Annotated in this window: 17 protein-coding genes and 1 pseudogene; 17 read left to right on the top strand and 1 reads right to left on the bottom strand. The window is 28.3% G+C overall.

Annotated elements, in window-relative coordinates:
- Positions 1 to 15: 15 nt before the first annotated feature.
- From FGL08_RS12700 to FGL08_RS12635, 16 genes and pseudogenes are all read left to right on the top strand, one after another.
- Entirely contained in the window at positions 16 to 354 is a 339-nt protein-coding gene (locus FGL08_RS12700) for a hypothetical protein (protein ID WP_138211126.1), read from the top strand.
- Between the two features lie 77 nt (positions 355 to 431).
- Positions 432 to 684 (top strand): annotated as a pseudogene (locus FGL08_RS12695) (hypothetical protein).
- Positions 685 to 827: 143 nt separating this feature from the next.
- Entirely contained in the window at positions 828 to 1136 is a 309-nt protein-coding gene (locus FGL08_RS12690) for a DUF960 family protein (protein WP_138211125.1), read from the top strand.
- 17 nt (positions 1137 to 1153) lie between these two features.
- A complete protein-coding gene (locus FGL08_RS12685; protein WP_138211124.1) occupies positions 1154 to 1510 on the top strand; it encodes a hypothetical protein in 357 nt (118 codons plus the stop codon).
- Positions 1511 to 1654, top strand: a complete 144-nt coding sequence (locus tag FGL08_RS13465) for a hypothetical protein (protein ID WP_171012069.1) — start codon at positions 1511 to 1513, stop codon at positions 1652 to 1654. It begins immediately after the preceding gene.
- A gap of 544 nt (positions 1655 to 2198) precedes the next feature.
- Complete coding sequence (locus FGL08_RS12680) at positions 2199 to 3116, top strand: restriction endonuclease (RefSeq protein ID WP_138211123.1); 918 nt, start codon at positions 2199 to 2201, stop codon at positions 3114 to 3116.
- Positions 3117 to 3174: 58 nt separating this feature from the next.
- Complete coding sequence (locus FGL08_RS13490) at positions 3175 to 3408, top strand: hypothetical protein (RefSeq protein WP_197733554.1); 234 nt, start codon at positions 3175 to 3177, stop codon at positions 3406 to 3408.
- Positions 3409 to 3961: 553 nt separating this feature from the next.
- On the top strand, positions 3962 to 4690 hold the full coding sequence (locus FGL08_RS12670) for an MBL fold metallo-hydrolase (RefSeq protein ID WP_138211122.1): 729 nt from the start codon (positions 3962 to 3964) through the stop codon (positions 4688 to 4690).
- Between the two features lie 217 nt (positions 4691 to 4907).
- Positions 4908 to 5549, top strand: a complete 642-nt coding sequence (locus tag FGL08_RS12665) for a GntR family transcriptional regulator (protein WP_197733553.1) — start codon at positions 4908 to 4910, stop codon at positions 5547 to 5549.
- A gap of 246 nt (positions 5550 to 5795) precedes the next feature.
- Positions 5796 to 6170, top strand: a complete 375-nt coding sequence (locus tag FGL08_RS12660; protein ID WP_138211121.1) for a GrdX family protein — start codon at positions 5796 to 5798, stop codon at positions 6168 to 6170.
- Between the two features lie 20 nt (positions 6171 to 6190).
- On the top strand, positions 6191 to 7477 hold the full coding sequence (locus tag FGL08_RS12655; protein WP_138211120.1) for a glycine/sarcosine/betaine reductase component B subunit: 1287 nt from the start codon (positions 6191 to 6193) through the stop codon (positions 7475 to 7477).
- A gap of 27 nt (positions 7478 to 7504) precedes the next feature.
- A complete protein-coding gene (locus FGL08_RS12650; RefSeq protein ID WP_138211119.1) occupies positions 7505 to 8815 on the top strand; it encodes a glycine/betaine/sarcosine/D-proline family reductase selenoprotein B in 1311 nt (436 codons plus the stop codon).
- A 110-nt stretch (positions 8816 to 8925) separates the two neighbouring features.
- A complete protein-coding gene (locus FGL08_RS12645; RefSeq protein ID WP_243117992.1) occupies positions 8926 to 10263 on the top strand; it encodes a sodium-dependent transporter in 1338 nt (445 codons plus the stop codon).
- 155 nt (positions 10264 to 10418) lie between these two features.
- Complete coding sequence (locus tag FGL08_RS13460) at positions 10419 to 10601, top strand: hypothetical protein (protein WP_171012068.1); 183 nt, start codon at positions 10419 to 10421, stop codon at positions 10599 to 10601.
- A 151-nt stretch (positions 10602 to 10752) separates the two neighbouring features.
- Complete coding sequence (locus tag FGL08_RS12640) at positions 10753 to 11193, top strand: LytTR family DNA-binding domain-containing protein (protein ID WP_138211117.1); 441 nt, start codon at positions 10753 to 10755, stop codon at positions 11191 to 11193.
- Positions 11190 to 11609: a hypothetical protein gene (locus FGL08_RS12635; RefSeq protein WP_138211116.1), complete on the top strand. Its 420-nt coding sequence runs from the start codon at positions 11190 to 11192 to the stop codon at positions 11607 to 11609. Before FGL08_RS12640 ends, FGL08_RS12635 begins: the two co-directional genes overlap by 4 nt.
- 77 nt (positions 11610 to 11686) lie before the next feature.
- On the opposite strand, the gene FGL08_RS13770 is transcribed toward FGL08_RS12635, so the two are convergent.
- The gene (locus FGL08_RS13770; protein WP_415578657.1) at positions 11687 to 11872 is read right to left on the bottom strand and encodes a DUF6143 family protein; all 186 of its coding nucleotides are present in this window, start codon (positions 11870 to 11872) and stop codon (positions 11687 to 11689) included.
- Positions 11873 to 12326: 454 nt separating this feature from the next.
- On the opposite strand from FGL08_RS13770, the gene FGL08_RS13630 reads away from it, so the two are divergent.
- Entirely contained in the window at positions 12327 to 12821 is a 495-nt protein-coding gene (locus tag FGL08_RS13630) for a response regulator transcription factor (protein ID WP_243117991.1), read from the top strand.
- Positions 12822 to 12947: the final 126 nt, after the last annotated feature.

Raw genomic sequence — 12947 nt, 5'->3', positions numbered from 1 at the left:
GGAGGGAGATATGTAATGAAGAAGATTTATTTACAGGAGCAGTTAAAACAATTAAAGGAATATCCAATAGAAGTTATTAATAGTATATCTGAAATTATAGAAATACTAGATGATAATTATGGGGCAAATAGAAATGTAGATAATAATTTAGGTGGATATATACTTATAGTAGAAAATATCGTTGTTATCGAAATGTTGAAACAAGATAAGTTAAAAGGTTTAATACCAGAATATACAGATATAATTGAATGTAAGGAAGAAGTTAATTGGACTTCTTCCTTATTTTTGATTTCAAGTGATTATGCAATTGTAGTAATAACAACAGAAGAACTTTCTAAGTTCCTATTAGAATAAAAGGAGATTAATTTAATGTGAATAAGAAGAACTTAAAAGAGGAAAAAATAATTAAGGAAACTAAGTACTGTAAGATAATGAATCAAGGAAAAATTGGAGATGATGAATATACATATACAATTGAAAAGATATATATCAAGGAGCTAAAAAAGAAATGAAGTAAGGTTCTGTGTATATAAAGCAACTAGAAGAGGGGATGAAACTTATATTCCAAGAAGTCTTGATGTAACAGAATTGGAATTAATAGAGCTAATAAAAGAATCAATAAAGAATAAAGTATTTTCAGAGGAATTTATAACAATGTTAAAACAAGAAATAGGTAAGTTATAAAGTCTTAATTACTATTGATGTAGTGATTAAGGCTTTTATTATTTTTAGGAGGAGAAGGGTAATGAAAAGAATTTTATGTGTAGGTGTAATTAGAAAAGGAAAGATGACTATAAAAACTTGTGATGAAAAGGAGATAGAGAAATATGTTCAAGAAAAGTAATAGATATGTAACTAGAGGAGTAAATGAAGAAATTGATATAAGATTACAACTAATTATGTGGAGCATGGTTGATAAGCTAAAGAATGAAAGAAATGTTGAGCTAGATTACTTACAAGTGTTCAAGCTAAGAAAAGAAGATAATAAGATTGTAATAAAGCAAAGTCAAGAAGTTCCTGAATACTCATACACATATGAAATAGAGCTAGAAGATATTCAGATAGATTATGAGATTAAAATATATGTAATTGATAGTGGAGAATATTCAACTATGCTTCTACCATCAGAATACTAATTAAGGAGGGCTAAATAATGAGTAAACTAAGTAAAGAAAAGATATTTAATTATGATAGTAAAGAGCTTCTAGGAGTAATGCGTTTCGACTTCTATGATGGAGTACTAGCGAATCAATGGTTTTCAAGAGAATTAATAATAGAATTGAATGATAAAAAGGAAATAGACCTAAAGAGGTTACAAGAAGAGCTAAACTATATTCAATTTACATTGATAAAAGAATTTAGTAAAGTTGTAGAGATTTGCAATGGTACAGCTTGTAGTAATGAGACTTTAGTATATATAGATTTAGATATTGCTAAGTATGTAATTAAACTAATACCAGTTAAAGACAATTATTCATATATCTATACGTATTTCAAGGGAAATCAGTAAATGGATATTAACAAGGTATTAGATATAATAATTGAAATTCTTATTTTAATAAATAAAGGATTAGAAGCTAATAAAGCAATTTCAAGTATGTCTACTAAACATAATGTACCAGAGGCAATAATAAAAAAATTTTTAGAGGTTTAATATAGAGGAGGAAGTGAATTGAATATAGGAACAATACTTAAAGTATTAGGAATTGTAATAACTATAGTAGCTACAATTTCAGAAAGTGTTAGAGATAGATAAGTATATAGAAGTATCATTGGAAGTTTACAAGAGATAATTCCAATGATACTTCATTTAATGGTAGTTATTAATAAATATGTAACTATTTTATGATGTAAGGAATTTAGAGAATAAGAGCAAGGAATTAAGGGATAGATTATTAAATAGAGTTAAGTTGGTATTAGGAATAGAAGATTAATAAAGAGAAAGTAGATAATTATTAATGATACTAAGATTAAAGTAAATGAGCTAAGAGAAATAAAAGAATAAAACTAAAAGTAAATTATAGGTTAGTAAAATACTTAAAGTAAAGAAGAAGGTGTATTTGTAAAAGGTACTCCTTCTTCATTTATGTTAAAGAATGTTGGGATAAATACATTGAATTTAGATATTGCAATATAAATATAACTGGTATAATTATGTTATAGAATTGAGATTAAATAAATATAGGGAGAGATAGTATATGGCAATACCGACGTATGAAAGAATAATGCTTCCGTTATTAGAAGTTCTAAAAGATAATAAAACTTATACTAATAATGAATGTATTGATATATTAGCAAAAAAATTGAATATTACAGAAGAAGAGAAAAGTTTATGTTTTCCAAGTGGTAAAAAGAGAGTTTTTTATGATAGGGTAAATTGGGCGAAAACTTATATGAAAAAGGCTGGATTAGTAGAAGCTCCTAGAAGAGGTGCAGTAAGAATTACTAAGTTAGGATTGGAATTGTTGAAGGAAAATCCAAAGGAGTTAAAATCTAAAGATTTATTAAGATATGAGAGCTTCTATGAATTTGTAAGCTCAAGTAATAGAGAAGAGAACCATAATGAAAATGATGGAGTATCATTAAATGAGAGAACACCATCAGAAGAAATTGCGAATGCTTTTGAAAATTTAAAAACTTCGTTAGCTGATGAAATATTAGAGAAAATTAATTCATGTTCATTTGAGTTCTTTGAGAAATTAGTAATAGAGTTGTTGATAAAGATGGGGTATGGTGGTTCAAGAGAAGAAGCAGGAAGAGCAACTAAGAAAACAAGTGATGAGGGTATAGATGGAATAATCAATGAAGATAGACTTGGACTAGATAGTATATATATTCAAGCTAAAAGATGGAAAGATACAGTAGTTGGCAGACCAGAAATTCAAAAGTTTTCTGGAGCATTAGATACTCCAGGAGCAAGTAAGGGGATTTTCATAACAACTTCAACTTTCTCTAAAGAAGCTAGAGAGTATGTTAAGGCTATAAATACAAAAAATATAGTTTTGATTGATGGAATTCAGTTAGCACAATATATGATTGAATTTAATGTTGGGGTATCAACAGAAATAATATATGAGGTTAAAAAAATAGATATAGATTACTTTATGGTAGAGTAATATTAAATTTTTAATTAGATAAATTTAAACTTATTAAGTAAATAAATGGAGGATAAATATGGGGAATACTAATACTAGTTTAAAATGGTTACATAAAAAAACAAATATTTTTCTTGATGAAAGAATTGAACATACTAATCACCCTATTAGAGGTATTTGTGGGATTTTTATAAAAGATGAAAATAAAAAAGATAAAAATGAAAGATGTGTATATGTAGGTCACTCAAAGAGTATATATGGAAGGATGTTTGAGTCTAATAAAGGACATGTAGTTATGATGAGGGTAAAGTAACATTTTATTCCAGAATTAAATGAGGCAAGTGACGATGAAAATATAAAAGTATTTATAAAAATATTAGAAGAGGTTCGTTTGGAATTTGATAATTATTATAAAGATGCAACGTTTAGCATCAGCAGAAAATTATCATATCAATAAATATCAAAGTATAAATCAGTACTTAAACCAAGTTCCAGAAGGTACAAATACGACTAAAGAAGATTGAGAAAGCATGAAATATAAAAATTCTAATCAATAAATTTTCAGTTTATTTAATATAAAAAACCGCACTTACTACCGATACGCAGAATCGTATCATAAGTAACTGAGGTTTTCACTAACGTTTATCTAAGTAATATAACAAGTAATATAACATAGAAGTAATCAAAAGAAAGAAAACTTTAAATTGCGTAATTGCAAGAAGAGAAGCATATAAATGTATAATAATTCAAAGAATTATATTATTTTATCAAGAATAATACAGAATAGTTTATGATCATATAACTTCGAGTAGCTAGTGATACAATTAAACTATAATTATGTGAGTACTAATAGTGGAGGTATAAATATGAATAAATTAACTGTATTAAATGTTGAATTTGAAATAAACGGAATTAAAGATATGATATATCCTGTTTTGTTAAGTGATGAGAATGAAATGATTTTAATTGATTGTGGATATCCTAATTTTTTATCATTAATAGGAGAATGCGCAATTAAAAATAATATAAATTTAGATAATCTAACAAAGTTAATCATAACTCATCATGATTTTGATCATATGGGTTCACTAGCAGAATTTAAAAGAAAATATCCTAATATAAAAATCATGGGAGCTAAAGAAGATATCCCATATATTGAGGGGAAGAGAAAATCATTAAGATTACAGCAAGCTGAGTGTATATATGAATCTTTATCGAATGAAGAAAAGTCACAGGCGCAGATTTTTCATAAAACTCTTGAGTCAGTAGAGAATTGTAAAGTAGATATTGTTTTAAATGATGGTGATATTTTAGATATTGCTGGAGGAATTGAAGTGGTTGCAACTCCAGGTCATATGCCAGGACATATATCTATTTATCATAAAGGAAGTAAATCAATGGTTGTTGGCGATGCTTTAGTTTTAGATAATGGGGAACTATCAATTGCATTACCTAAGTATACTTTAGATATGAATGAAGCTTTAAGGTCAATTGAAAAGATTTCAAATTATGATATGGATAGAATAATATGTTATCATGGAGGAATATATACTAAAGACATAAAAAGAGCATTTAAAAATATCATCTTAAAATAGAATTGCATAATCTTATGAAAAGATTTAGCTTACGGCTGATACGAAAAATCGTACTATATCAGCCTTTAGTGAGGAATTAACAGTTGAGCAGTAAATATATGTTATGAAAGTTTCTCAACTATGGTTTAGCTAATAAAATATGAATTTTCCATTTTATCGTGTATAATTAATAATTAGAGAGAAGTAAATATTAAAACCCAGTTTTAAGGAGGGGCATATGATGGGGAAAAAGCTTGCAACTGATGAAATATATAAAGTTTTAAAAAATAGAATTATACAACTTAAATATACTCCGGGTATAGTTCTTAATGAGGTTGATATCGCTAAGGAATTTGATATAAGTAGAACACCTATACGAGAGATATTTCAAAAATTAAATAGTGATAAGTTACTTAATATAATTCCGAGATATGGTGCTCAAGTAGCACATATAGATTTTAAGTATATGAAATCCGTATTTGAAGTAACTAGAGAATTTGACCCATTCGGTGCAAAATTATGCGTTGAAAGAATTACAAATGAAAAAATTGAAGAACTTGAAGCCATATTAGATAGATTGCATCAATATGATATAAAAAAAGATTATCAAGAAGCTATTTTAGATGATGAAAAATTTCATGATATTGTCTTAAGTAGTAGCGGAAATCAATGTCTTGAAGAACTTCTTCTTGGTTTACATATTCATACTGAGAGGTTGTGGCATTATTCTGAACAATACATAGATTCAATGGACTTATTTACAGATACATTGGGAGATGTCCTAAAAGCTATAAAAGAAAAAGATAAAGACAAGGCAGAAAAATATGCTCGTGATCATATAGATGCATTTGTGGAAAAAATTAAACAAGAAATGCTTTAAATGAAAAATATATTTATAAAATAAAAAAATCTTGTGTATGCTTAGCTCAAGTAATGAGACAGCATATGCAAGATTTTTTTATTATAAAATTATCGTAAAATTAAAAAAAGTAAAAATATTTATATAAAAAGGAGGACAATTTTAATATATATAGAATATGTATAAATAATACATTTAAAATACAATGTGTATACAATGGAAAAACAAAAGATGTTTTAATAAAATTTCATCTAAAGAGGTGATTGTTTGAAATATTTAATTGTAACCAATAATCCAATAGTTAAAGAAAAAAATAGTAATGTGTATTTTGTAGAAGGATCAATGGAAGAGTTATTAATTAAAGTAAGAGATTTAGTCCATAAGGATTTTGAATTAGTTACACATCCTTTGGGAGCAAGTCTGCGAATGATATTTTCACCATATCGTTCAGTAATACTTAAAAAAAATCAAGGTAGTTCAAATTATTTTCATATAGAACTTATTGAAAATAGTATTGAAAAATATAGAAATCATATGGAGGTGAGAAATGAAGATAAAAAAAATGCTAAAGATTATGCATTAATCGATTCTACACTTTTGGAATCTGCTTTTAGTGAAATAAATGATAATGTGTTTTTTTAAAATTTTCAGGAGGTGTTATTGTGAAATTAGAGCATAGAAGAATTAATATTAAGGATATACAGTTTGGTACAAATACAGTTGTAAAAAATGGTGTATTATTTGTAAATAAAGAAGAGCTAATTTGTACGCTTAAGGAAGATTCAAGAATTAAAGATATAGATGTAGATATTGCAAGACCAGGAGAAAAGGTAAGAATTATCCCCGTTAAGGATGTTATTGAACCAAGAGTGAAAATTGAGGGAGACGGTAATGGTTTCCCAGGTGTATCAACTAAGATAGCACAATTAGGTGAAGGTAAAGTCAATATATTATATGGCGCAGCTATAGTTACTATAGGTGATATTGTAGGATTTCAAGAGGGCGTAATTGATATGTGGGGAGAAGGAGCTAAGTGGACACCATTTTCTACGACATATAATTTGGTAGTTGATATAACTCCAGTTGAAGGATTAGATCCACATATTCATGAAGCAACTGTTAGGATGGCAGGACTTAAAGCTGCTGAACTTATTGGAGAAGCTGGAAGAAATGTTGAGCCAGATGAAGTTTTAACTTATGAGATGGAGAGTATGCCTGAAGAAAATTCAAAATGTTCAGAATTGCCTAAGGTTTTATATGTAGAGATGTTAATTTCTCAAGGATTACTACATGATGGATATATATATGGTGTAAATAGTCAACAAATATTACCAACTTTATTACATCCAAATGAAGAATTAGATGGAGCAGTAATAAGCGGTAACTGTGTAGCTGCATGTGATAAGATAACAACTTATCAGCATCAAAATAATTCAGTTATTTTAGATTTATATGCAAAACATGGCAAAGAGTTAAATTTCTTAGGTGTGATACTAGATCCAGAGGTTACTACTTTAGAAGGAAAGTTTAGAACATGTGATTACACAGCTAAGTTATGTAAAATGCTTGGTGCTGATGGTGTGATTATATCAGAGGAGGGATATGGAAATCCTGATTCAGACTTATTAATGATTTGCAAGAGATTAGAAGATTCAGGAATAAAAACAGTTTTAATAACAGATGAATGTTCAGGTAGAGATGGAATGTCACAGTCATTGGCAGATACAACTAAAGAGGCAATAGCTGTTGTTTCAGGCGGAAATGTCAGTCATGTAGTTACACTACCACCTGCAGATAAGGTTTTAGGAAATGCTGAAGCTATAGCTACTTTAGCAGGAGGATGGGATGGAGCACTAAAAGAAGATGGAAGTCTTATGTGTGAACTAAATGCGGTAATAGGTGCAACATCAGAAATAGGATATCATTATTGCACATCAAGGTTATATTAAAAACATTTATGAAGGGAGGAATTATAAATGGGAAATAAGTTTAAAGTATTATATTATGTAAATCAATTTTTTGGACAAATAGGTGGTGAAGATAAAGCAGATATAGAACCACAATTTGTAGAGGGAAAAGTAGGACCAGCTCTTGGATTTGATAGTTTACTTAAAGGTGAGGGAGAAGTAACTAATACTATAATTTGTGGAGATAACTATTTTAATGAAAATAAAGATGAAGCATTAAAAACAATATCTAAAATGATTAAAAAAGCATCTCCAGATATAGTAGTTACAGGACCTGCTTTTAATGCAGGCAGATATGGTATGGCATGTGGTGAAATTACAAAGTTTATTGTAGAAGAACTTAATATTCCAGCAGTTACAGGAATGTATATTGAAAATCCAGGATTAGATACTTGTAAAGATAAAGTTATAGTTGTTAGTGTTGCAGATTCAGCAGCAGGTATGCGTAATGCTTTATCTATTATGGCAAAGGTAGTGAAGAAGCTAGTTAAAGGAGGAGAATTAGGGTTACCAGAAGAGGAAGGATATATTCCACAAGGAAGGAGAAAAACAATTCTTGTAAATAAAAGAGGTTCTGAAAGAGCTGTGGATATGTTATTGTGTCGTTTGCAAAATAAAGAATTTAAAACAGAACTTCCAATGCCTATTTTTGATGTAGTAGAACCTGCAAATTCTATTAAAGATATGAGTAAAGCTACTATAGCATTAGTTACAACTGGAGGTATAGTTCCAAATGGGAATCCAGATAGAATACAATCTGCAAGTGCACAAAAATGGGGGAAATATGATATAAGTAAGTATAATAGTCTTACTGAAGGTGGATATTGTACTATTCATGGTGGATATGATCCTGTATACGCAAATGAAAATCCTGATAGGATAGCTCCACTTGATATGTTAAGAAAGTTTGAAAAGGAAGGCTATATAGGAAAGGTTCATGAATATTTTTATACTACAACAGGTACAGGAACATCAGTTGGAAATTCTGTTAATTTTGGTAAGGAGATAGGAGCTTTATTAAAGGACGCTAAGGTAGATGGAGTTATATTAACATCTACATGAGGAACTTGTACACGTTGCGGTGCAACGATATTAAAAGAAATAGAAAGGTATGGAATACCAATAGTTCATATGGCCACAATTACTACTATTTCTCAATCTGTAGGAGCTAATAGAATAGTTCCTACTATAGCAATTCCTCATCCAGTAGGAGACCCTAAACTTTCATCCAAGGATGAATTACATTTAAAATATACACTTGTTAAAAAAGCTATAGACTCTTTAGGAACTCCAGTTTCAGGTGTAACTCAGTTTGAATAAATAGTTTCTTATTTTTTCCTCAAGCTCTCATATTAAGGGAGCTTGAGCAAAATATTAAATCTTTTTAGGAGTTAATAATAGGTAGTTATTTTAAATAGGAGGATTTAATTATGAAAAAAAGAGAAAGTTGGGGAAGTAGATTTGGATTTATAATGTCAGCTGTTGGATTTTCAGTAGGCTTAGGTAGTATATGGAGATTCCCTTATTTAACAAGTGTACATGGTGGGGGTGCATTTGTATTTGTATATGTAATAATTTGTATATTAATAGGAATTCCGCTTTTTACCATGGAAATGAGTTTAGGAAGAAAAACACAATTAAATGCAGTTCAGGGAATGAGATCTTTAACTAAAAAGGGTAGTCCTTGGGTTCTATTTGGATGGCTTGGTGTATTATCAGCTTTTGTTATTTTGTGTTACTATATTCAGATAACAGGATGGACACTAGGATATTTAATAAAGATGATTTCTGGTCAATTGCGAGGATTATCGCCAGAAGGATATATAAAAGCTTTTAGTGATTTTACCTCTAATACATTTGCAGTAAGTATCTATACTATAATATGCATTATAATTGTAGGAATTATTTCTTCTAAAGGGTTAGAGAAAGGTATTGAAAAGGCATGTAAAATAATGATGCCAGCTCTATTTTGTATATTAATAGTATTATCAATAAGATCCTTAACGCTTCCAGGTGCTATGGAAGGATTAAAATGGTATCTAAAGGTGGATTTTTCAAAAATAGATGGTAATGTATTATTAGCAGCTTTGGGACAGTGCTTTTTTGCAGTTGGTATAGCTAGTGGAGGCACATTTATATATGGAAGTTATCTTAAAAAAGATAGTGACATACCAACGGATGCTTCAATAATAGTTGGGGCCGTTACAATGACACCTGTAATATCTGGTGTAGTTATGTTTCCAGCTATATTCTCAATGGGATTAAAACCTAATGGTGGGTCTAGTACATTATTTGTAACCATGTCAAATTTATTTTCTAATATGCCAGCTGGTAACTTATTTGGAGCTTTATTTTTCTTATTAGTTTTATTTGCGGCCATTTCTTCAGTTATAGGATATTTAGAACCCATAGTAATGATTGTAACAGAATTAATGAATGTTAATAGGAAAAAAGCCGTATGGTCATGTTTAGCAGTAATATTTATAGTAGGTTTTCCTACTATATTAGCTTATGGACCATTAGCAAATATAAAAATAGCAGGAAAAAACTTATTTGACTTTGCCGACTATCTTTCAGGTAATATATTAATGCCTTTAGGAGCTTTAATATTATCTTTATATACTTTGTTCGTATGGAAATTTAAAAAGTATCAGGAAGAAACTAATATAGGTGCGGTTAAAGTAAGGGTTTTTTACTGGTGGGCTCCTCTTGTTAAATTTACTATTCCAGTAGCTATAATCATCATATTTATAACAGGGTTATTTTAAAATAAATATTATAAAATTTTATGGAAAGATAAATTAACATGACAATTTTTAGAATATTCAGAATGTAATGCGTTAGTTAGGAATAAAATTCTTTAACTAACGCATTTTTAGTGTGCCCAGCATGGGCAACAACTTGACGGTGAAAGTCCCACTATATGTTTAGACAGTTTGTCAGTTATTTGTATGAAAGTGCAGGATTCTTAAATAGCCGTTGTGTAACAGAACAGTGCGAATGGTGTTGTGAAAATACTGAAAATAAAATAATTATTTTCCTCCTATTTGATTATTTAGAAGGGGAATTTAAAGTAGCAATTAAAGGATTATCCAATAGAAGTTAATAGCATATTAGGTGTAAGATTAAATTTCTGTTATATAAGCCTTTAATAAAAGTTAAATATGCAACTTAGTTATAAAAAAGTGCAACAAAACGATAAATTATAGATTTTTCAAATCTTAAATAGTATATTAAAAATATGGGGAGGAGGAAATATGAAAATAAAAATTTTATTAGATAAACTTATAAATAGGGAAGATTTAGTAATTAAAACACATCCAGATAATAGTGAATTTGTGGAAAACTTAAAAGATTACTTAGAAAGGGATTCTAAAATAACAGTTATCAATGCTAAAAATAACAGAAAAATTAAAGTAGATATTCATTCAATATTAGTTTTTCAATCAGAAGGCAATATGTGTTGTTTAAAAATGAAAACAGGTGAACTTTACCTTATAAATAAACGATTAAAGGAATTGGAATCATTAGGATACAGACATTTTATAAAAATAAATAATCAAACTATTATAAATATGAATGAAATCCAGGAGTTTTCTGGAGCAACAAATGCAAGGTTAGAAGTGATAATGAGTGATAAAACATCTTATTTTGTAAATAGGCATTATGTAAAACTAATTAAGGAGAGATTATTATGATAAAACAATTCAAGCTATCTTTTTTTCAAACTTTTTCAGCAACATTTATATGGATTTTGCTTTTAATGTCTTTATTTTTAAAAGACATTTCAATTACAATTAGTTACAATTGGAACTTAGTTGGTATTAGTACAATTTTTGCATTAATATTTGGAGTTATGTATCCAGCTTTATGGAACTTTTCATCTATGAAAGCTATTTATAAGATTTTGATTTCATCAACTATAAATTTATGTGGAGGACTTATATCTGTTTGGTTATTTTCTTCAGTTATGTTTGAGATTATAAGGCATTGGATATTGATTATTGCCATAGTAACAATAATAGGTCATATAATTGCCTTTTATTTTTATTCAAAATGGGATAATGAAAGAAGTTCGGATAAACTAAATACATTATTAAAAAAATCAAATTAATAAAAATGGGGCTGTGGCACTAAGAAAATTAGTGCCACAGCCCCATTTTTAAATTATATATGAAAATTCATCATAGTCTAATAAGAATGATTATGGCAGTCGAGGACTTTTTCCTCCCACCATCCAAAAGCAAATCTTATATTATCAAAGGTAACAGGTGAAAAACCCCCAATATAAACAATAATAGATTGTTCAGATCCAAGGATAATTTGACCACCATCAACTACTAATTTTGAGTTTGGAGGAATTATTCTACTAAAGATACTTCCGTTGGAATTTTTTTATTATAATATGACATTATAATCACCTACATATAAAAATTTAAGGAAATATTATTTCTTACAATTTATTATATTCATTATACATACAACTTGATAATAATAAATTAATCAGATGACTATAAGTTCTAATGTTCAAACATTGTTCAAGTGTGGACAAAAGAGTGATTAAGTCCTCATAACTCTTGTTTATATGTAAAGAAAAATAAGTTTAAATAGTAATTAGTATTTAGAGATGATATGATGAAACCTATCATTAATAAAGTAGACCTTCTTAAAGGCGTCGGTATAACTATTTTTAAAAGATATAATTGTGATATATAGTATCATATCTCAAATAAGTTATATAGATGTATTTTTAGATATTGTTTGATATAATATATCCATGATTGTGACTATTATTTATCAAGGAACCAATAAAGTTTAAAAGAGGATGAATATGGGGAAAAGAATTTTACTTATAGAAGATGATGTTAATTTAATAAAATATATAGAGCAATACTTAAATGCTTATGATTATTTAGTTGAAACAATTGAAGACTTCAATGATATTGAGAAGAAAATATTTGAGGAAAAAAGTGATTTAATACTTTTGGATATAAATCTTCCAAGGCTTGATGGCTTTTATTTTTTGAAATTAATTAGAAAAAAGTTAAACATACCTGTTATTATAGTTTCTTCAAGAAGTGAAGAAGCAGAACAAATTAGAGGTATAGATCTAGGTGCCGATGATTATATAACAAAGCCTTTCAGCATGGGAATACTTTTAGCAAAAATAAATGCGGTATTAAGAAGGACAAGTAGTATTAAAGAAAATGTTATTGAAGTTAACACTGTAAAGCTTTATTGTGAGGGCATGGAGTTAAGAACTGAAAATAAAAGTATGTCATTATCAAAGAATGAGTACAAGCTTCTTAAAATATTCTTAGATTAGGAGAGTTTTCTAAAGATTATGTACCAGAAGCAATAAATCTAAAGAATCTGGTGAAGGAAAGTATTAATTCACAAAAAAGAAATTTTATATATTTTAATATATTTCCAGATGTAAATATACCTGAGG

The organism is Hathewaya histolytica (assembly GCF_901482605.1).
Lineage (GTDB): Bacteria > Bacillota > Clostridia > Clostridiales > Clostridiaceae > Hathewaya > Hathewaya histolytica.
This window is presented reverse-complemented; position numbering and strand designations above follow the sequence as displayed.